At 52.3% G+C, this 23,661-nt stretch carries 5 protein-coding genes; all 5 read left to right on the top strand.

All coding sequences use genetic code 11. From position 1 onward, the window contains the following. Positions 1–105: 105 nt before the first annotated feature. Genes KME12_20905 through KME12_20885 form a run of 5 tightly spaced genes read left to right on the top strand, consistent with a single transcriptional unit; the run spans position 106 to position 23,515 of the window. On the top strand, positions 106–4,845 hold the full coding sequence (locus KME12_20905) for an amino acid adenylation domain-containing protein (GenBank protein ID MBW4490247.1): 4,740 nt from the start codon (positions 106–108) through the stop codon (positions 4,843–4,845). After that, the gene (locus tag KME12_20900; GenBank protein ID MBW4490246.1) at positions 4,842–12,794 is read left to right on the top strand and encodes an amino acid adenylation domain-containing protein; all 7,953 of its coding nucleotides are present in this window, start codon (positions 4,842–4,844) and stop codon (positions 12,792–12,794) included. The genes KME12_20905 and KME12_20900 overlap by 4 nt, the downstream gene beginning before the upstream one ends. 50 nt (positions 12,795–12,844) lie before the next feature. Continuing rightward, entirely contained in the window at positions 12,845–17,518 is a 4,674-nt protein-coding gene (locus KME12_20895) for an amino acid adenylation domain-containing protein (GenBank protein ID MBW4490245.1), read from the top strand. Beyond that, positions 17,518–22,074: an amino acid adenylation domain-containing protein gene (locus tag KME12_20890; GenBank protein MBW4490244.1), complete on the top strand. Its 4,557-nt coding sequence runs from the start codon at positions 17,518–17,520 to the stop codon at positions 22,072–22,074. The genes KME12_20895 and KME12_20890 overlap by 1 nt, the downstream gene beginning before the upstream one ends. Beyond that, the gene (locus tag KME12_20885; protein ID MBW4490243.1) at positions 22,055–23,515 is read left to right on the top strand and encodes an aminotransferase class III-fold pyridoxal phosphate-dependent enzyme; all 1,461 of its coding nucleotides are present in this window, start codon (positions 22,055–22,057) and stop codon (positions 23,513–23,515) included. The genes KME12_20890 and KME12_20885 overlap by 20 nt, the downstream gene beginning before the upstream one ends. Positions 23,516–23,661: the final 146 nt, after the last annotated feature.

Here is a 23,661-nt window from a genome sequence, read left to right as displayed (position 1 = left end):
GCCAGGAATCTAGCCTAATCACACAGCTTAATCACAACGGTAGCAGCCTGCCCCTTCCCTATCTGTCCGATCGCCTCCTCTAGACCCGATACTCCAGATTCAATCATGCAAACTCCAACCCTTGAAGGATTCCAGCTTTCACCGCAGCAACAGCGACTTTGGCAGTTTCAGCAAGAGCAGTTGTCTCCCCATTGGACTACCTGTCTGGTTTGCATTGAGGGAGATCTGCAAGCCCAGGTTCTAGAAGCAGCCATTCAGCAGGTGGCGCAACAGCACGAAATTCTCCGCACCGCGATCGCTGTTTTGCCTGACGCTGATCTACCTTTGCAGGTGATTACCGACCATCTACCGACACTAGAATCTTGGGATGGGTCAGAGCCATTGCCGTTAAATCTAGATGCTGGTGGAACGGATCGCTCTCCACTGACGGCACGTTTGGCAAAACGGGAATCGAATCACCATCTCCTGCAACTCGTGCTTCCGGTTTGGTGTACCGATGCGATCGCCCTCACTCATCTCGTCGATCAAATCAGTCAAGCCTATGTCGCGATCGCTCAAGGAGAAGAATACACAGTTGATCCAGTGCAGTATGCTGATCTGGCTGCTTGGCAATGTGAACTGTTAGAAAGCGAGGAAGCCGCAAGCGGGAGAGCCTACTGGCGGCAGCAACCCTGGATGCCATTGGAGCATTTGCAACTCCCATTTCAACAGCGATCGCCTGAAAAATTAGGGTTTCAGCCGCAGCAGTTGACCCTAGAAATTTCTAGTGAACAGACACAAGCACTCACCGCGATCGCCCAATCTCATCAGGTTTCCCTCTCAACCTTACTCCTAGCAGCTTGGGAAGTCTTACTCTGGCGGCACACCGATCAATCCACCTTTATTTTGGGTGTGACAGATACGGGTCGGCATTACGAAGAGTTGGAATCGGTACTGGGTCTAGTGGCAAAAGTCCTGCCGATTGCCTCTGATTTAGAAGCAACTCTCCCCTTTACCACCCTGCTTCCGCAAATTCACACCTCCCTCCAAACCGCAGCCCAATGGCAAGAAGCCTTTACCTGGAAGGATGTGCCAGAAATGGCGATCGCCAATCATCCACCTTTTCTCCCTTTTGGCTTTGAATGTTTAGAGCACACATCATCCTTCATCTCTGCTAATCTCGATTGGACAGTTCAAGAGCGGCAAGTTCACATCGAACCGTTTCAGCTCAAGCTGGTTGCTCAGCAGCGTGGAGAGCTAAGCCTGGAACTGCACTACAACGCTCAAGCATTTGAAGCTGAAGCTGTTCAGCAATTGGCAGGACGATTGACGGTTCTCTTAGAGAGCGTGATTCGCAATCCTCAAACGGTCATTGGTGAATTCGAGATTCTTACAGAAAGCGATCGCCAGCAATTGCTGATCGACTTCAACGCAACGACTACCGAGAATTCACCTGTTTGCATTCACCAGCTATTTGAGGCACAGGTCGCGCGATCGCAGAGCATTTCCACAGGAAAATCGCCCAATCAAGTTGCGGTGGTGTTTGAAGATCAATCACTCACCTATCAACAGCTCAACGACAAAGCCAATCAACTGGCGCATTATTTACAGCAACAAGGCGTTGATCTAGAGACTCCAGTAGCTATCTATCTAGAGCGATCGCTGGAGATGATTATTGCCTTACTCGCCGTTCTCAAAGCAGGCGGGGCTTATGTGCCCTTCGATGCTAGCCTGCCACCTGCGGCATTATCATCACGGCTACAAGAGGCGGAGATCTCAGTTCTGATCACACAATCCTCCTTGCGGGCCAAGCTTGCTCCTGATATGTCATCAACCGTGGTCTGTCTGGATGATGAATCGCAAATTACCCAACTGAATGGAAAATCTAGCTCCAATTCCCCCCAGCATATAGCCCTAGCGGGCATCCCAGAAAGGGGGGTTAGGGGGGCCGCACCAACTAGCTCAGTCACGCCTGCCAATCTAGCCTATATCCTGTTTACCTCTGGTTCCACTGGGAACCCCAAAGGCGTGGCTGTGGAGCATCGGCAGCTTAGCAACTACTTGTATGGGGTTCGGCGATCGCTCAAGCTTGACGAACTACCTCCGGGTGCAAATTTTGCCCTAATGTCTACCTTCGCAGCAGACTTGGGCAACACGATGATTTTTGCCTCCCTCTGCTTTGGTGGATGTCTGCATATCCTCTCGCAGGAGCGGGTGATGAATCCAGTGGCGTTGGCGGAATATGGCGATCGCTACCCCATCGACTGTCTCAAGATTGTGCCCTCCCATTTGCGGGCGTTGCTGACCTCTTCGGAAGCGCATCGCTTTCTCCCCCGTCAGCGTTTGATTTTAGGCGGAGAAGCCTTGAATCAGGAATTGGTTGAGCAAGTGCGGCAACAAGCTCCTAATTGTCAAATCTTCAATCACTACGGCCCTACGGAGGCAACGGTCGGCGTTCTCACCCATGCCGTTGATCAGGCTACTCCTGAAACTGAGATCGTGCCTTTAGGAACTCCGTTGGCGAACACCCAAATTTATCTCCTGAATGCCTGCCAACAACCTGTGCCGATCGGGGTTCCCGGTGAAATCTACATTGGTGGCGCAAATGTAGCACGGGGATATTGGCGGCAGGTAGAGCTTACTGAGGAACGGTTTATCCCTAATCCATTTAGGGAAAATGAAGAACAAATATTTCCTCCTCACTCCACCCTACGGGAACGCTTGCAGCGAACACTCCTCACTCCACCCTACGGGAACGCTTGCAGCGAACACCCCTCACTTCTCTACAAAACGGGAGATCTCGCCTGCTATCTTCCTGATAACACGATCGCGTTTTTGGGTCGAGTAGATGATCAGGTAAAAATTCGCGGCTTCCGGATTGAGCCTGGGGAAATAGAAGCCGTTTTGCAGCAGCATCCTGATGTGCGATCGCTGGCAGTGATCAAACGAGAAGATCAACCGAATCAGCCGCAACTGGTCGCTTATGTTGTACCGCAAACTCCTGACACTCCGATTTTGGCCGAGTCTTTGCGATCGTTCTTGGCAGCGCGATTACCAGACTATATGGTGCCGTCTGCGTTTGTCAGTCTGAAAGCCTTACCCCTGACTGCCAATGGTAAGTTGGATCGGCAGGCATTACCCGTTCCCAAAGCTCAGAATGCGATCGCCAAACCCGTCTTTGCTGCGCCTCGCAATGATGTTGAGCGTCAACTGAGTGTCATTTGGTCAAGTATTTTGAATGTCGCTGAGGTGGGGATTCACGACAACTTCTTTGAGTTGGGGGGAGATTCGATTCTGAGCATTCAGGCGATCGCTAAAGCCAATCAAGTTGGGTTACGCTTCACACCTCGGCAGTTGTTTGAACACCAAACGATCGCTCAATTGGCTATGGTGATTGACACTCAGTCACAGAATGAGTCCCTGGCGGCTCAAGGACTGGTCACGGGTGCTGTTCCCCTAACCCCAATTCAGCATCGATTCTTTGAGCAAAATTTGGTCGAACCTCACCATTGGAATCAAGCTGTTTTTCTAGAAGCTCAATCTCCGCTACAAGTTGAAATCTTGCAGCAGGCGCTCCAACATCTGATCAGCCACCATGACGCACTGCGGCTGAGGTTTGAGCGTTACGAGGATACTTGGCAACAGGTGAACGGCAGTCTGGAGACAGAGATTCCTTTGGCTGTGATGGATCTCTCGGAACAGTCTGAAACACAGCAGCAAGAGGCGATCGCGCAAACCTCAAATTGGGCGCAAACCAGCCTGAATTTAGAGACAGGCCCACTCCTGCGCCTGGTGTTGTTCCACTTAGGTAATCAACAACCTGATCAACTGCTGATCGTGATTCACCATTTGGCCGTAGATGGGCTGTCCTGGCGGGTGTTGTTAGAGGATTTGCAAACAGCCTATCATCAGCTTGAGCAAGGGCGATCGATACAGTTGCCGCCGAAAACCACCTCATTCCAGCAGTGGGCGCAGCAATTGCAAACCTATGCTCAGTCGGCAGCCTGCCAGCAAACAGCAGATTACTGGTTGCATCTGCAAAGTCCGATCGCTCCCTTACCCGGCGATCGCACCGGAGAAAATGCGATCGCGTCTACCCAAACTCAATCTATTTCGCTCAGCGTTGATGAAACCCAAACCCTCCTTCAAACGCTGCCCAAGACCCAGCGAGCACAGGTCGATGAAGTATTACTGACCGCACTAGCCCACAGCCTCGCCACTTGGACAGGCAATACAGACCTCCTGATTGATTTGGAAGGACATGGACGGGAAGCGCTCTCAGAAGTGGATGTCTCTCGGACGGTGGGCTGGTTTACTGCTATCTACCCTGCCCGTTTAACAGTGGAGTCTCAGGCAGACGTGGGTAAGATTCTGCAGTCTGTCAAAGAGCAGTTGCGGCAGATCCCTCGCAATGGTGTGGATTACGGGATTTTGCGTTATCTCAGCTCCGACGCGGAAGTGCGAACCAACCTCCGAAAGGCACCGCAAGCTGAAATTTTGTTCAACTACTTGGGGCAATTTGACGCTAATTTAGCGGCCTCCTCGTTGTTCCAATTGGCAACCACGGATACCGGAGCTACCCGCAGCCCGCAAGCTCAACGGCAGCATTTGCTAGAAATCAATGCCTTGGTACTGTCAGGACGTTTGCAGGTGGAGTGGACTTACAACCCACAGATTCATCCACGGCAAACGATCGAGCAAGTCACGCAGCAGTTTTTGGCGAGTTTGCGATCGCTCCTCAACCCCGCTGATTCTTCTGCTGGCAACGGCTTTACGCCTTCTGACTTTCCGCAAGCCAACGTCAGCCAAGCCGATCTGGACAAACTGTTCGCCCGAATGAGCCAAACCCGTGGGGGTGCCCAATGAACTTGAACCAAATTGAAAATCTATACGAGTTGTCTCCCACTCAGCAAGGGATTCTGTTTCACAGCCTCTACACGCCCGAAGCAGATATTTATGTAGGTCAGTTTGGCTGCGTCCTCCAAGGAGACGTTGATCCCTCACAGCTCGAACAGGCATGGCAGACAGTCATCCAGCACCATCCAATTCTCCGCACCGGGTTTCAGTGGGAGGGGTTAGAAAAGCCGCTGCAAATTGTTGATCGGCAAGTAACGCTGACGTTGGAGCAGTTCGATTGGCGATCGCAATCTCTGGAAGTCCAGCAGAACCAATTGCAAGCCTATATTCAGCAAGATCGGCAGCGAGGTTTTGATCTGACTTGCCCCCCTCTGATGCGGCTCAGCCTGATTCGACTGAGTGGCGATCGCTATCACTTGATTTGGAGCAAGCACCACCTGATTTTGGATGGTTGGTCAACCGCGATGGTATTGCAGCAAGTCTGGACAACTTACGCTGCTTTGCGTCAGGGGCAGACACTCCCAATTATCAATAGTCGCCCCTTTGGAGACTACGTTGCTTGGCTGCAACAGCAGGATTTAGCCGCCGCAAAAGCCTTCTGGCAAGACAGCCTCAAAGATATGGCCGCTCCCACCTCGATTGCCATTGACCGACGACAGGGCGATCGCCATACATCCGGTGCCGTGGCACGTCAGCAGCTTCAGCTTGATCCAGAAACGACTCAGGCTCTGACGCAATTTGCCCGTCAACATCAGCTCACCCCCAATACCCTGATGCAGGGAGCCTGGGCGTTGCTGTTGAGTCATTACAGTGGCGAAGCAAATGTTTTGTTTGGTACCACCGTTTCGGGTCGTCCCCCCGCTTTAGCCGCCGCCGAGACAATTGTGGGACTGTTGATCAACACCCTCCCTGTCTGTGTTGCGGTGCCTAAACAGGCAACTTTACTGCCCTGGCTGCAACAGCTCCAACTGCACCAGGCAGAGATGCGGCAATACGAATACACGCCCCTGGTACAGATCCAATCTTGGAGCCAAATTCCTAAGGGCACGCCGCTCTTTAATAGCTTGTTGGTCTTCGAGAATTATCCGATTGATGCCAGTCTGCAACAGGCGACCGACTTGGTGGCGGTACAAGACATCTGGACATTTGAGCAGACCAACTATCCGCTAACGGTCGTTATTCAACCAGGCATCTCCTGGCAAGTGGAGGTAATCTACGACGAGCAACGATTTGAGCCAGATGCGATCGCCCGTCTCCTGGGTCATCTACGCACCTTACTAGAAGGCATGATCGCCAACCCAGATCAATCTCTGGCTGATCTCCCTCTCCTCACTGCCGCTGAACAACATCAGTTGTTTGTTGAGTGGAACGCGCGTGATCGCAATACTCAAACCCTTCCCCCTGGCTGTGTTCATGAATGGTTTGAGGCACAGGTTGAGCGTACCCCTGATGCCATCGCCGTTACCTACGCAGACCAATCCCTCACCTATCGAGAACTGAATGAACGTGCCAATCAATTGGCTCACTACCTGCGTTCCCTTGGCGTTGGTACAGAAGTGCTGGTTGCCATAGCTGTGGAGCGATCGCTCGATCTCATCGTTGGCTTATTAGGCATCCTGAAAGCGGGTGGTGCTTATGTGCCGCTCGACCCTGCCTACCCGCCCGATCGCATTGCCCTGATGCTGGAAGATTCCCAAGCTCCAGTACTGGTGACGCAGCGATCGCTGTTGGAATCTTTGCCTCAATCTAAGGCGCAAGTTGTTTGCTTGGATCGTGATTGGGATGCGATACGAGCAAGCTCAGGCTTCGCCAACGCCCGTTGCAACTCGGAAAACCCCGTCAGTCAGGTTACGGGTGAAAATCTGGCCTACACGATCTACACATCAGGCTCCACTGGCAAGCCCAAAGGCGTACAGGTTCCCCATCGCGCCCTGGCAAATTTCTTACACTCAATGCGTCAAGAACCAGGACTCACCGCCGCAGATGTCTTGCTATCTGTCACAACCATCTGTTTTGACATTGCAGCTCTAGAGATCTATCTGCCACTCATCACAGGGGCTCGCGTGGTGCTAGCTAGGCGAGAGATGGCAATGGATGCCCAACAGCTCAGCCAACTGATTGAGCGATCGGGAGCCACGGTGATGCAGGCTACCCCCGCGACCTGGCGGCTCTTGTTAGCAGCGGGATGGCAAGGAAATCCCCATCTCAAAATTCTCTGTGGCGGTGAAGCTTTATCCCGTGAACTGGCGGATCAACTCCTCGCTAGAAGTCAGTCACTCTGGAATATGTATGGCCCGACGGAAACCACGATTTGGTCAATGGTGGAACGGGTGGAGCCTGGAAGTGATCCGGTGCGGTTAGGTCGAGCGATCGCCAATACTCAAATCTATTTGCTGAATCAAGATCTCCGACCTGTCCCAATTGGGGTGCCAGGAGAGCTACACATTGGCGGGATGGGGTTAGCGCGAGGCTATCTCAATCGACCGGAGTTAACCAACGAACGATTCATTCCCAACCCCCTCACTCCTCACTCCACCCTGCGGGAACGCTTTCAGCGAACACTCTTCACCCCTCACTCCTCACTCCTCTACAAAACCGGGGATCTAGTTCGCTATCTCCCCGATGGCACGATCGAATTCTTAGGACGGATTGATCACCAGGTGAAGCTGCGAGGCTTCCGGATTGAACTGGGTGAGATTGAGGCAGTGCTGGGGCAGCATCCAAACGTGCGAGAACAAGTAGTGGTTCTGCGGCAGGAAGCTGGTGAGAATGGGCAACTGGTTGCTTATGTGGTGCCTCAACCGGATACCAAACTTGACTCCGCTCAACTGCGAGACTGGCTGAAGGTTAAACTGCCGGAATATATGGTTCCGGGGTCTTTCGTGACCTTGGATGCGTTACCGCTCACGCCCAATGGCAAAATCGATCGCAAACAATTGCCTGCACCCGATTGGACAGAATTAACCAAGGCGTTTGTCGCTCCTCGCAATCCCAGTGAGGAAAAGCTGGCTGAACTGTGGGCACAGGTTTTAGGAGTCAGCCCGATTGGCATTCATGACAACTTCTTTGAGCTGGGGGGACATTCTCTCCTGGCAACGCAGGTGATGTCGCGGATTCGAGAAGCGTTTGAAGTGGAGCTGCCGTTACGGTGCTTGTTTGAATCGCCCACTGTGGCAGATCTCGCCGCAACCATTACCCAGGCGATCGCTCAACAGACCGGAGATTCTCAACCCAAGCTGCAACCTGTCGATCGCGATACTGCTCCTTTACCCCTTTCGCTTTCGCAGCAACGCCTCTGGTTCCTCAACCAACTGGAACCCAACAGTTCTGCTTATCACCTCTCCGCAGCACTTCGGTTTACGGGCGATCTTAATGTGGCGATTCTGGAGCGTAGCTTGAATGCAATTCTCGAACGTCACGAAATCCTTAGAACTCGGTTCCAAATCTTAGATGGCGAACCTGTGCAAGCGATCGCCCCTACCTTACAGCTCACCATCCCGATCGTTGATTGGCAAGATTTGCCACCCTCTGCTCAAGCAGCCGAAACAGCACAATTCATTCAAGCTGAGATAGAACAGGCATTTGATTTAGGGCAAGCGCCGCTATTCCGGATCAAACTGCTGCGGTTGAATCCTACCGAGCATCTTGCCGTTTTCATCCTGCACCACATCATTACCGATGGCTGGTCGATGGGCGTTTTTGTGGAAGAGTTGACGACGCTCTACACCGCATTGGCTCAAGGCCATCCATCTCCTTTGCCACCCCTCGCGATTCAATATGCCGACTTCGCCATCTGGCAACGACAACGCTTACAGGGAGAGTTTCTAGAGCAACAGCTTGCCTACTGGACAGAGCAACTTCAAGATGCGCCCGCTCAGCTAGCCTTACCTGCGGATAATTTAGCGCCTGGGTTTAAGGGAGAAAAGCGATCGCATATCCTTCCTGCTGCTCTGAGCACCGCTGTAAAAGGCTTAGGGCACCAAGAAGGCGCAACCTTGTTTATGACGTTATTGGCTGCATTCAAGCTGTTGCTTTACCGTTATACAGATCAGAGCAATCTCTGTGTTGGTTCTCCGATCGCCGGACGCACGCAAAAAGAGACGGAAGCGTTGATTGGCTTCTTTGTGAATACGCTGGTGCTACGAACCGATTTGAGTGGACAGCCCAGTTTCCGAGAATTGGTGCAGCGGGTGCGGGAAGTAACACTGGATGCCTATGCCCATCAAGAAGTGCCATTTGAAAAGCTGGTGGAGGTGTTGCAACCAGAACGGCATTTGCATCAGACACCGCTGTTTCAGGTGTTTTTCAATCTGCTTAACTACCGTGACTCGAAGCTAGAACTGCCTGGAGTTACCGTAGAGGCGATCGCGGATGACCACACTCATTCCAAGTTTGACCTGACCCTTTATGCCTGGGAGCAAGCGGATCAGATTCATCTGGAATGGGTCTACAATGCTCACCGCTTCGGCCCAGAACGCATTGCCATTATGCAAGAGCAGTTCCAGGGTTTGCTAGAACAAATGGTGATCAATCCTGATGAGAGAATTACTCAATTCTCGCTAATCACACCGACTACCCAATCGTTACTGCCGAACCCAGAAGCCCCATTACGAGAAAGCTGGGCAGGTTCAATTCAGGGCCACTTTACAGAGCAGGCAAAACGTCATCCCGATCAGCTTGCCATCGTCGATCGCGATCAAACTTGGAGCTACGCTGAGCTAGATGCCTGGAGTAATCAACTGGCGCACTACTTGCGATCGCATGGCATTCAATCTCAAGAGGTCGTAGCAATCTATGGCGATCGTTGTGCATCTTTGGTTTTGGCATTGTTAGGGGTTTTGAAAGCGGGTGCTGCCTTCTTAATTCTTGATCCCTCCTATCCCGTGGGAGCCTTGCGCGATCGCCTCCAAATTGCTCGTCCTCAAGCCTGGATTCAACTTGGTGCAGATCTACCTGATGAATTGCAGGTTGTCTTACAAGAACTTTCTTGTCGTTGTGAGTTGAATTTATCTGTGCGATCGCGATCTACCATTGCTCAGTGTCTGCAAGACTACAACTCCGACGATCTAGGCATTGAAGTAGATCCTCATGATCTGGCTTATGTCACATTCACCTCTGGTACAACCGGAGAACCGAAAGCTGTTTTGGGAGAACATGCCCCGTTATCTCACTTCTTCCAGTGGTATCACAAAACCTTGCAGCTAAATCCAAGCGATCGCTTCTGTCTGCTCTCTGGGCTAGCTCATGATCCTCTCTTGCGAGATATCTTTTCGCCCCTGTGGATTGGCGCAACGCTGCATATCCCTGATGCTGAGCAAATCATTACACCGGGATGGTTGCAAGCCTGGATGCAACAGCAGGAGATCACGATTAGTCACCTCACTCCCGCAATGGCGCAACTCCTAATGAGTGAAGGTGTAGGAGACAGTCAGCCAAAAGACATCCCATCCTTACGCTATGTCTGCTGTGGTGGGGATGTATTGACCCGATCGCTGGTCGAACGGTTACGGGCGATCGCTCCTGCTGCCACCTGCATCAATGTCTATGGTGCCACCGAAACCCCGCAGATCATGGGGCATTATGTAATTCCGCCCACAGTTGCGATTGCAGAATTGCGCGATCGCCTCCCCATTGGCCAAGGTATTGATGATGTGCAATTACTCATCTTGAATGAGACCCAGAAGCTAGCTGGCATCGGGGAAGTAGGTGAGATTTATGTGCGATCGCCCTACTTAGCGCGGGGTTATTTGAATGATGAGATGCTAACGAAAGAACGCTTTATTGAGGCCCCCCTAGCCCCCCTTTCTGGTATGCCCGCTAGGGCTATATGTTGGGGGGAACCAGAGTCAAAGTCCCCCAGTATTAGGGGATTAAGGGGGCAATGCCTTTACAAAACTGGAGATTTTGGCCGCTACCTTCCTGATGGCAACATTGAATATTTGGGACGACGAGATCATCAGGTCAAGATTCGCGGATTTCGGGTGGAATTGGGTGCGATCGCGGCTGTTCTCACGCAACATCCTAATGTGCAAAATGCCGTGGTGATCGTGCATGAGGAAACCTCCCAGCCCCAGCGCCTCATTGCCTATGTTGCATCGCCGTGCCAAACAGTAGATCTGGTGGATATCCTGCGATCGCACCTGAAAGCGCAATTGCCCTCCTACATGGTGCCCTCAGATATTGTAGTTTTGGGCACTCTGCCGCTGACACCCAATGGCAAAGTCGATCGCAAAGCCCTACCGATTCCTGATCGGCAGCAGAAAGTTGCCACCTCTAGTCATCCGCGATCGCCGATTGAGGAAGTCTTAACCGGAATCTGGGCGCAGGTTATAGGGTTGGAGAACGTTGGGATTCATGAGAATTTCTTTGACTTGGGCGGTCACTCTCTGTTGGCAACGCAGGTCATCTCTCGCCTCAATCGTGCCTTTCAGATTGAATTACCGCTGCGAGATTTGTTTGAAGCGCCAACCGCCGCAGGCTTAGCAACTCGAATCGAAACTGCTTTACGGTCTGCCTCCGGAGAGCCGCTTCCAGCCATTCAGCTAATTTCTAGCCAACAAACCACCTTTCCGCTCTCATTTGCCCAGCGCCGCTTGTGGGTGTTGGATCAGTTGGAACCGGGGAATCCGTTCTACAACATTCCCATTGCCGTGAAGCTGAGTGGTGCACTAGAAATTGCGGCCTTAGAGCAGAGTTTTCGAGAAGTTGTCCAACGCCATGCCTCCCTCCGAACCATCTTCACCACGGTAGATGGCGAACCTGTACAAGCGATCGCTCCTCATCTCCTATTTGATCTTCCCATCACTGATCTGCAAGCTTTACCCCCAGCAGAACAAACAACCGAAGTTCAGCGGCTAATCGAGCAAGAAGCTCAACATGCTTTTGACCTGTCTCAAGGGCCATTGCTACGAGCAACGCTACTCAAACTGAGCGAGGTTGAACATATCCTACTGCTAAACCTCCATCACATTGTTTCCGATGCCTGGTCAATGGGAGTGTTGGTGCGAGAGTTGGCCGATTTGTATGTAGCTTTTGTGAGACAGCTTTCCTCTCCCCTTGTCGCTCTGCCAATCCAATATCCTGACTTTGCGGTGTGGCAGCAGCAATGGTTACAGGGCGATCGCTACCAAGCTCAGTTGGATTACTGGAAGCAGCAACTTGGTGGATTGCCCGTTTTAGCCTTGCCGACCGATCATCCTCGTCCCCCTGTGCAAAGTTTCCGGGGTGCGAGTCAAACAATTCGGCTATCGCAGGATTTATCTGGGCAGTTGCGATCGCTCAGCCAGCAATCAGGCGTGACGCTGTTTATGACCTTGCTGACAGCGTTTGAGGCATTGCTGCACTGGTATACCGGACAGGAAGATCTGGTAGTCGGCACAGACATCGCGAACCGTCATCCGGTAGAAACCGAGGGCTTGATTGGCTTCTTCGTGAATCAACTGGTATTGCGAACTGATGTTTCAGGCAATCCCACCCTGACCGATTTGCTGCATCGCGTGCGCCAAGTGACTTTGGATGCCTACACTCATCAAGACTTGCCGTTTGATCACTTGGTTGAAGCTTTGAATCCCCCACGGGACTTGAGCCGCACGCCACTCTTCCAGGTGAAATTTGTGCTGCAAAACGCGCCGATGCCCTCCCTGTCGCTGGCCGATCTGAATTTGGAGGTGTTGGATGTCGATCGCGGCACTGCCAAATTTGATCTGCTGATCAATCTGGCGGATACCCCAGAAGGTATCCAAGGCTCGCTTTACTACAGCACAGATTTGTTTGAAGCCGCCAGCATGACCCGACTGTGGGAACGGTTTGAACTGGTGCTCCAGCAACTCACGACCGACCCCAATCGCCAGCTCAGCGATGTAGCAACTGCGCTCACCGAAGCCGATCGCACCCAACATCGGCGATCGCAGCAACAGAAATTACGCCAGATGCGACGGAAGGTGACACCGATTTCGTAATCTCCTTTTCTCACGCCAGACCTTGACGACCTAACCAGACAACTCGCACCATGCAACAGCTAACTCAACCCTCAGCCAACCTGAAAGGTTACGAACTTTCCCCGCAGCAAAAGCACCTGTGGATGGTGCAGCAGATCACTGAAGAAAATGCCGTCCAACCTTATCGAGTCCAAGCAGCAATCTCCATTACAGGCGCGATCGCTCCAGCGATTTTCCAAGCTGCTCTACAGGATGTGATCGATCGCCATGAGATCCTGCGAACCACCTTTCAATCAGTTTCTGGTTTGGATCTGCCGCTCCAAGTGATTCAAGAGGCTCCCACTGAGGCGATCGCGATTCTCGATTGGAGCCATCTTGCAGAATCTGAGCAAGCCGTGGAACTGGAGAATTTGTGTCGAGCGCGATCGCTGCCGCTAGAGCAGAGTTTGCAGTGGAGTTTGATTCGTCAGTCGTCTGAGCAACATTGCCTGATGCTGAGCTTGTCTGCCTTGTGTGGCGATATGCTCACGATCAAGAATTTGGTGCAGGAAATTGCCCAACAGTATGCTCTGTGTCTGCAAGCGTCTCCCTCATTAGAAGTAGAGGAACCGTTACAGTATGCGGATTTAGCCACCTGGCAAAATGAACTGCTGCAAGAAAACAACGCCACACCGAACTATTGGCGAAAAGTCGATGATGCGGGACTAGAAACGCTCTCGCTGCCCGTTCAACCCACGGCCCGACAGGCTGCACTCCAGCCCGAAAAGCTCGCCTGGACAGTTCCATCTGCCTTGGTTGACCAAATGGGCAGTGACGCGATCGCGGATACTCTACTCACTGCATGGCAAGTTTTACTGTGGCGACTGACGGGGCAAGAAACGCTGTTGCTGGGTGTAAGCCTGGATGGTCGCAACTATGAAGAGCTGGAGCCTGCGATCGGTCTATTGTCTCGCACCTTGCCACTATCCTCTAAGTTACAGACCAATCTCACCTTTCAACAAGCGCTACAGCAGGTGCAGGCTTCTCGGCAGGAGATGGCACTGCATCAAGACGCTTTTGCCTGGGCGCAGGGATTACCGATTCAGGGTGCAGGCTTAGAAACGCGCATCTTACCGTTGGCATTTGAGTTTGTCGAGCAGTCTGAATCTTGGACAAAGGCTGGCATTCGTTACGCGATCGCCCAACTCGAAAGCTGCACAGATTATTTTTGGATCAAGCTGCGAGGCATTCAACAAGCAGATAGCCTTACGGTGGAACTGCAATACAACGCCGCTCAGTTCACGGCAACAGACATGCAGCGGTTGTTTGAAGAGTTGCAAACCCTGCTGACTCATGCACTTGAAGCTCCCGATACAGCGATCGCTCAACTAGAGATTTTGAGTGCCGCCGAACGCGAACAACTGCTGGTCACATTTAACCAAACACAGGCCGAGTTGCCTCCATATCAGTGTTTACATCCGTGGTTTGAAGCACAGGTTTGTCGCACGCCTGACCAGATTGCTGTAATCTTTGGCGATCGCCACCTTACCTATAGCCAACTCAATGCTCAGGCCAATCAACTGGCGCATTATCTGCGATCGCAGGGTGTCGGCCCCGATATATTAGTGGGAATATGTGTGGAGCGTTCCCTGGAGATGGTAATTGCCCTCCTGGGGATTCTGAAAGCGGGTGGAGCCTATGTGCCGATCGATCCGGGATATCCGCGCGATCGGATTGCCTTCATCTTGTCAGACACGCAAACACCTCTGCTGCTCACGCAGTCGCATTTGTTGTCTCGCTTGCCAGATACCCAAACTCCCATCTTTTGCCTCGATCACAATTGGCAAACCGTTGCTACATCCCCCACCGATAACCTCGACCCCATCACCGATCCTGACCATTTAGCCTATGTGATTTACACCTCTGGCTCGACCGGGCAACCCAAGGGGACGCTGATTCACCATCGGGGGTTGACCAACTATCTCAACTGGGCAATTCAGGCTTACGAAGTCGCAGCAGGCGAAGGCAGCCTGGTTCATTCCTCTCTGGCGTTTGACTTGACCGTGACTAGCTTGTGGTCTCCCTTGCTGGTAGGGCGGAGTGTCGAGCTACTACCCGATGATCCGAGCCTGGAAACGTTGCGGGACGCTTTAGCGCGGCGAAAAAACCTCAGCTTGGTCAAGATTACCCCCGCTCACCTCAGCGTGTTGAGCCAGCAATTGACTCCTGAGCAAGTCAGAGGATGCACCCGGCGGTTCATCATTGGGGGCGAGAATCTCACGTCGGAGTCACTCAGTTTTTGGCGCAAGGCAGCTCCCGATACCTTACTAGTGAATGAGTATGGCCCCACTGAAACCGTCGTGGGTTGCTGCGTTTACACCATTGCCACAGATGATCCAGAAGTAGGATCAGTGCCGATTGGTCGCCCCATTGCCAATACGCAGCTTTATGTCCTAGATGAATACCTGCAACCCGTTGCGATCGGTGTGGTTGGGGAACTGTTCATTGGTGGTGCGGGACTGGCGCGAGGATATTTGAATCGTCCTGAATTAACGAACGAAAGATTTGTCACGAATCCATTCTCAAAGTCCCCCAGAATTGGGGGATTTAGGGGGCTTGCAAAGAGTTCCGAACCTAGCCCCCCTTTCTGGTATGCCCGCCAGGGCTATATGTTGGGGGGAATGAAAGCAGAGGAATCGGCTCGTCTCTACAAAACTGGAGATCTCGCTCGCTATCGTCCTGATGGAACACTGGAATACTTGGGGCGGACGGATCACCAAGTCAAGCTCAAAGGCTTCCGGATTGAGCTGGGTGAGATCGAGACTGTGTTGCGGCAGCATCCCGATGTACAAGATGCGATCGCCCTAGTTCACACCAATTCATCGGGTCAGCAACGCCTAGTCGCCTATGTGGTTCCGGAATCTTCTAAAACATTAGATTCTGAGATCCTGCGATCGCATCTCCAAGCGCGGTTGCCAGAGTATATGGTGCCTGCGATTTGTATATCCATTGCGGCCTTCCCTCTCACCGCGAATGGCAAAGTCGATCGCCGCGCCTTACCCGATCCCGAAGCTCAAACGCAAAATCGTCAGGCGCAGTTCGTTGCACCGACAACCCCTGCTGAAGCTCAGTTAGCCGAGATTTGGGCACAATTGCTGCGCTTAGAGCAAGTCGGCATCCATGAGAACTTCTTTGAATTGGGCGGCGATTCTATCCTCAGCATTCAGATGACAGCTAGGGCGAATCAAGCGGGGCTAAAAATTACGCCGAAGCAGGTCTTTGAGCATCAAACGATCGCCAAACTTGCCGCGATCGCCGTTCCCGCCACTGCTATTACAGCCGAGCAGGGGAGCGTGACAGGTACATTACCGCTGACTCCGATTCAGCACTGGTTCTTTGCCCAAAACATGGCCGAGTCACACCACTGGAATCAATCGCTGCTGTTGGAAGTTCAGCAACCTCTGACACCAGAAACTCTCCAGCAGATCGTGACGCATTTGATGCAGCATCATGATGTCTTGCGATCGCAATTTATCCAAGCTGAAAACGGTTGGACAGCCACCCATGCCGATCAAGAGATTCTCGCACCTGTAACCGTGGTGGATCTATCGGGTGAATCGGAGACGGTGCAGTCAGAAAAGATCACCGCGATCGCCTCCGAACTGCAAGCTCAACTGAAGTTAGAGCAAGCTCCCTTAATGCGGGCAGCACTATTCCAATTAGGCGCGAATCAGCCCAGTCGCTTGCTGATCGTCGTGCATCACTTGCTGATTGATGGGGTTTCCTGGCGGATTTTGCTAGAAGACTTCCAGACGGCTTACGCTCAACTCCAGCGGCAACAACCAATTCAGCTACCCGCCAAAACGACCTCCTTCCAGCAGTGGGGTGAAGCGCTGCAAACCTACGCGCGATCGCAGACGTTGCAACAAGAGCAAGCATTCTGGCTCAACCAAGCCCAACAGGCACAGCAGGATGATCTATCTCTCCCTGTCGATGATCCGAGTGGAGAGAATACGGTGGGGCGATCGCAAACCGTTACCGTGACGCTCACACCGGACGAAACTCAAACCCTGTTGCGAGATCTCCCAACTAAACACCAAGTTCAAATTCAGGAAGTTTTGCTGACTGCCCTGACGCAAACCTTGACTAATTGGACAGGACAATCTGCTCTTTGGCTTGATCTGGAAGGACACGGACGAGAAGAACTGTTTGAGGAGCTTTCTCTCTCTCGCACCGTTGGTTGGTTTACGGCAATCTTCCCCCGCTTACTACACTACAAATCACAAAATGCTCTGAGTCTGCTCAAATCGATCCAAACGCAATTGCGGCAGGTGCCTAACAACGGCATTGGCTATGGCATTCTCCGGTATCTCAGCCAAGCATCAGAGCTGCAAGCCGTTTCCCCTCCTCAAGTTTGCTTCAACTATTTGGGGCAAACGGACGCAACGTTTAACACCGCCTCTCTCTTCCGTCCAGCCCAGGAGTCTAGTGGTGCCTCACGTAGCCCACAGGGAGAGCGATCGCACCTGTTAGAAATCAACAGCATCATTGCAGATGGACAACTGCGAGTGCATTGGACGTTTAGTAACGCGATTCACCAACCCAAAACGATTGAATCTCTCACGCAGCAATTTCAGGCAAACTTGCGATCGCTCCTCTCCCTGGAGCCACAAACGCAACCAACTCCCAGCTTCTCTGCCGCCAACCTCAGCGCCTCCGACCTTCAGAAACTCATAGCTCAACTGCAATCCGGGAAGAAACGCTAATGCAGATGGAAAATATCGAAGACATTTACGAACTTTCGCCCACTCAGCAGGGATTGCTCTTTCACACGCTCCATGCGCCTGAATCGGGGGTTTATTTTGAGCAGTTTTGCTGGCAGTTAAATGGGCCGCTCCATCAATCTGCGTTCCAACAGGCTTGGCAGCGATTGTGCGATCGCCACTCGATTCTCCGCACTGCCTTTTGCTGGGAAGCCTTGGAGCAACCCTATCAGGTGGTGTATCGACAGGTGGAGCTACCTTGGGAAGAGCAAGATTGGCGACAGGTCTCTGCTGCTGATCAGGAGGAGAAACTGCGGGCTTTCTTGAAAGAGGATCGCGATCGCGGTTTTGTTTTGCCCCAAGCGCCCCTGATGCGCTGCACACTAATTCAAACTGCGGAAACATCTCATTACTTTGTCTGGAGCCACCATCACCTTTTATTGGATGGCTGGTCTACGGCGCTGTTGTTTAAAGAGATTCTGGCGGATTATCAGGCTTTATCGCAGCAACAATTCCTTAGATTAGAACCACCTCGTCCTTATCGCGATTACATTCTCTGGCTCCAGCAGCAAAATCCTTTAAGTGCTGAACCCTTCTGGCGGCAATATCTTCAGGGCTTCACAGCACCCACAGCGGTTAATTTAGAGCAACCACAAAACACCAACCCAAAAGGCGATCGCGGTGAGCAGCAAATTTACCTTTCAGTTGCTACCACCCAAGCTCTCAAAACCTTTGCCCAACAGCAACGATTGACGCTTAATACATTGGTGCAAGCAGCCTGGGCTTTGGCGCTCAGTTGCTATAGTGGGGAATCGGATGTGGTCTTCGGGACTGTGGTTGCAGGTCGTCCGCCCACCTTGCCCGGGGTGGAATCAATGGTGGGGCTATTTATCAACACACTACCTTTGCGGGTGCAAATGCCAGCAGAGGCAAAGCTAATTCCCTGGCTACAACAGCTTCAAGCTCAACAGATGGAACGGCAGGAGTATGAATATAGCTCCCTAGTGCAGATTCAGCGCTGGAGCGAAATCCCTGCGACGTTACCTTTGTTCAATAGCATCTTGGTATTCGAGAACTATCCGATCGATACCACGGTGCGATCGCCTGCCACAGATCTCACGATCGAGCGGATCAGCACCTTCGAGCAGACCAACTATCCCCTGACGATCACCGCGATTCCGGGTGAGGAACTGCTGCTCCAGGTTACTTACAATGCCCAGCAGTTCACGGATGCCGCGATCGCCCGTCTTCTCGGCCATCTGCAAACAGTTCTGGAACATTTTATTCATCAGCCTCAAACTCGCCTGAAAGATCTCTCTCTCCTTACCCTCGCTGAACAAAACCAGCTTCTAATCGAGTGGAATAATTTAGAGCCGCCCGCAGATGATTACACCTTGGGAGACGTTGGCTCTTGTCCCCCCCAGTATATAGCCCTGGCGGGCATACCAGAAAGGGGGGCTAGGGGGGCAAAAGTTGCTGTAGAAAACCCAGCAGAAGTAAGCTCAACCCTTTGCCTGCATCATCTCTTTACAGATCAGGTAGAACGGACTCCTGACGCGATCGCTCTGGTTCATGAAGATCAGCAGCTTACTTATCGTGAGCTGAATCAAAAAGCGAACCAACTGGCTCACTATCTGCAATCTCTTGGTGTTGGCCCGGAAGTTCTGGTGGGGGTTTGCCTGCCGCGATCGCCCCATCTGATCATCAGTCTCCTGGCGATCCTCAAAGCTGGGGGTGCGTATGTGCCGCTTGACCCCAATTATCCAGAAGAACGCCTTTTGTTCATGCTGTCAGATGCTCAGGTGGCGGTATTAATTACCCAGGAACAGATGGAGGGTCAGCGCATCCCCACAGTGCCGACCTGCCACCGGGTTGCCCTAGACACCGACTGGGAGCATATCAACCAACTACCCGATAAGAACCCTGAAAGTGCCGTCACAGCCGAGAACTTAGCTTATGTGATTTACACCTCTGGCTCTACAGGCGTGCCCAAAGGGGTGGCAATTCAGCATTCTAGCCCTGTCGTGTTCGTAGAATGGGCAAAAACCGTCTTCACCGAAGCAGAGTTAGCCGGAGTTCTGGCTGCGACTTCCATTTGCTTTGATTTGTCAGTTTTTGAGATCTTTGTACCTCTCAGCTGGGGCGGTCGGGTGATTTTGGCAGAGAATGCCTTGCACCTACCCACCATCCCTGCGGCCTCTCAAGTGACGCTGGTCAATACCGTGCCCTCCGCGATCGCCGCACTCTTACCTGGCCCGCTTCCAGTTTCCGTTCGCACCGTCAACCTCGCTGGTGAACCACTGCAACCCGCCTTAGTGCAGCAGCTCTACCAGCAACCCACGATCGAGCGAGTCTTTAACCTGTATGGCCCATCGGAAGACACTACCTATTCCACCGTGGCACTGATGCAGCGTGGGGATTGGAGCACTCCCTCCATTGGACGAGCGATCGCCCGGACTCAGGTTTATCTCCTAGACGCTTATCTCCGTCCCGTTCCCATCGGTGTCCCCGGCGAACTGTACCTGGGTGGTGCGGGGCTGGCACGGGGCTATTTGAATCGTCCTGAGTTAACCCAGGAAAAATTTATCCCTAATCCGTTTCGAGATACTGAGGCCAGCCTCCCTAACCCCTCAATGCTAGGGGGAATTAAAGCAGGGATATCTGATCGCCTCTACCAAACCGGAGATCTCGCTCGTTACCGTTCTGATGGCAATATTGAATTCCTGGGACGGATTGATCATCAGGTCAAAATTCGCGGCTTTCGGATTGAATTGGGTGAAATTGAGTCACTCCTCAGCCAACACCCAACAGTGCAAGAGGTGATTGTGGTGGCGCGAACCGATCAACCCGATCAAGCGCGTCTCGTGGCTTACATTGTGCCTCATTCTAAGGAGGGAGATAGCGATCGCACACCAACATCCCTCCAGCAAGTCTGGCGCGATTACCTGGGGCAGCGGCTACCCGCTTACATGATTCCGGCGGCATTTGTGATTTTGGATGCCTTGCCGCTCACACCCAACGGCAAGATCGATCGCAAAGCGCTCCCCTCACCTGACTTCAATATCCTCGAATCAACAGCGATCGCCCCACCCACAACCCCAACCGAAATTGAGTTGGCGCAGATCTGGAGCGAACTGCTCAATGTAGCTTCAATCGGCATTCACGACAATTTCTTTGAGCTAGGAGGTCACTCGCTCCTCACAACGCAACTGCTTTCCCGCATGCAAACTAGCTTTGCCGTTGATCTATCGCTTCGGCAGTTGTTTGCCTCCCCGACGATCGCCGACTTAGCGACCTTAGTTGATCGGCAACTACATCCCGATCAAGCTGAGCCATGCTCTAGCGATTCGTCTCCTGATCTGATGGCGGATACGGTACTGCCTGCGGATATTCAACCCAGCTCTCCCTTTCAACCTATTGCTCCTAAGCATTTGCTACTAACCGGAGCGACCGGATTTCTGGGTGCCTTCCTTCTGGCCGAATTGTTACGGCAAACTGAGGCAACTCTCTATTGCTTGGTGCGGGCAGAGGATGAATCAGCTGCTCAGCAAAGATTACAGCGATCGCTGCAAACCTACAAAATCTGGCAAGAGGAATGGCGCGATCGCATTGTGGCGATTCCTGGGGACTTAGCGCAACCTGATTTAGGGCTGTCTGCTGTTCAGTGGCAATTCCTGGCTGAAACACTGGATGCCATTTATCACAATGGAGCCTGGGTGCATCATGCCCTACCCTATGCCAGCCTCAGAGATGCCAATGTTGTGGGGACAGAAACAGTGCTGCGCTTGGCCTGTCAGCATCACACCAAACCTGTCCACCTAATTTCTACCAGTAGTGTCTTTGCACCTACCGAGAAGGGTGGAGTACAGACAATTTGGGAGCAAGATATCCCTAGTCTGGAAACATTGCCACATAATGGTTATGTACAAACCAAGTGGGTGGCAGAACGGCAGGTGATGAATGCTCGCGATCGCGGTTTACCAGTGGCCATCTATCGTCCCGGACGTATCTCTGGAGATAGTCAAACCGGAGTCTTCAACGCCAACGACTTTCTCTATCAATTAATCATTGGTTGTGTCCAGCTTGGTAGTGCACCCGAAGGAGAGATGCCCATTGACTTTATCCCTGTAGATTATGTCAGTCAAGCGATCGTGCATCTATCACTGCAACCGACAGCCCTAGGGCAAGCCTTTCATTTAGTGACTCCCCATCCCTTATCTGCCGAGCAGTTGATCCACAAAATTCGATCTCTCGGCTATCCCTTGCAACGATTACCTTACAGCGAGTGGCGATCGCAACTGCTAGAGATTGCCCAACACCAGCCAGATCATCCACTCTATCCGCTGATTCCCATGTTCCCCCCTGCCAAGGAAGCTGCCTCTAGTACAGCCACGCTGGAGTTTGACTGCCGCAACACCTTAGCAGGATTAGCAGGCACTTCGATTCACTGCCCGTCTATTTCCGACTCGCTCCTCGACACCTACTTTGCCTACTTGATTCAAAACGGCCACTTAACTCCACCCGTACCCGCACCAGCCCATGCAAACTCCTCTCGCTAAACCCATCTCTGAGTTCTCTTCTGTCTTGGCTGCCCGCGCTGCTCAGGCAGGCTTAAATGCTCGTCAGCAAGCCTATCTGGAGAACTTTATTACCCAATACGATCAGCGGCACCAAACCTCCAAACAGCTCGCCCAAACCTATCGCTCGGTTTTAGCAGATGCGCGGGTCGGGGCTGGGTTCGAGCCGTTGCTGAAAGAACTGGTGTACCCGATTGTGGGCGATCGCGCGGCTGGCTCTAGAGCCTGGGATGCCGATGGCAACGAATATGTCGATTTCCTCATGGGGTTTGGGGTGCATCTCTTGGGGCACAATCCCCCAGTGGTGCAGCAGGCGCTGATCGAACGCTTGCAGCAAGGTATGGCGTTAGGGCTGCAATCTGATCTGGTTGGAGAAGTCGCTACTTTAATCAGCGATTTCACTGGGATGGAGCGAGTCGCCTTTAGCAATACAGGCACCGAAGCGGTCATGACTGCGATCCGACTGGCCCGCGCCGCGACCAAACGCCAGAAAATTGTTTTATTTGCCGGGTCTTATCACGGTCATTTTGATGGCACCTTGGTAAAAAGAGACCCGACTGTTACGGAGCAAACAGGGCAGGCAGTTCCCCGCTTCCCCGGTGTTCCCGCTGCGATCGCCCAAGATGTCTTGGTGTTGAAATACGGAGATCCGCGATCGCTGGAAATCATCCAAGCGCATGCCGATCAGCTAGCAGCAGTTTTAGTCGAACCTGTGCAGAAACGGCGTTTAGATCTCCAACCACAAGCTTTCTTGCAACAGCTCCGCCGACTGACCCAAGACCAAGGAATTGCCCTGATCTTTGACGAAATGCTGACTGGTTTCCGGATTCATCCGGGTGGGGCACAAGCTTGGTTTGGCGTGCGGGCTGACATCGCCACCTATGGCAAAATCATCGGCGGCGGTATGCCCATCGGTGTGATTGCTGGAAGTGCGAAATACCTAGATAAAATTGACGGTGGGCAATGGCAGTATGGCGATGACTCCGCTCCCCAAGTTGAAACTACTTATTTTGCGGGCACCTACTGTAAACATCCTTTAGTGATGACAGCAGCTAAAGCAATTTTGCAACACCTCAAAGCTGAGGGAGATTCCCTGCAACAACAACTCAATCAGCAAACCCAACAATTGAGCGATCGCCTCAACCAATACTTTACTCAGGTGGGTATCCCGATTCAAATGGTGAATTTTGGTTCTCTCTTCGGCCCTGCCAGTGATGATGCTACGACCGAAACTTCTAAGCAGTCGGCAGCTTCGATCACCATGATTCTCTTGTCCTATCATCTGCAAGATCAAGGGATTCTGCTATTCCCCGATGGTAGCGGCATTCTTTCAACAGCTCATACCGATGCTGATAGCGATCGCCTTTTAAGGGCTGTCGAAAATAGTGTCCATGCTTTATACCAAGGGGGCTTCCTAGGCTAGTCATGATTTTTTAATCATGTTTAGGGGGTTGCAAATAAATAACACCCCTGTCAAGCAGGAAGAATGGTGATATCCCATTTGGGTAAAGTTTCAGACCGTTGCCAGAAGGGGAGATAGGATTCTAATTCCTCAGCCAGCAATTTGAT

The sequence above is a fragment of the Trichocoleus desertorum ATA4-8-CV12 genome (assembly GCA_019358975.1).
Classification (GTDB): domain Bacteria; phylum Cyanobacteriota; class Cyanobacteriia; order FACHB-46; family FACHB-46; genus Trichocoleus; species Trichocoleus desertorum_A.
This window is presented reverse-complemented; position numbering and strand designations above follow the sequence as displayed.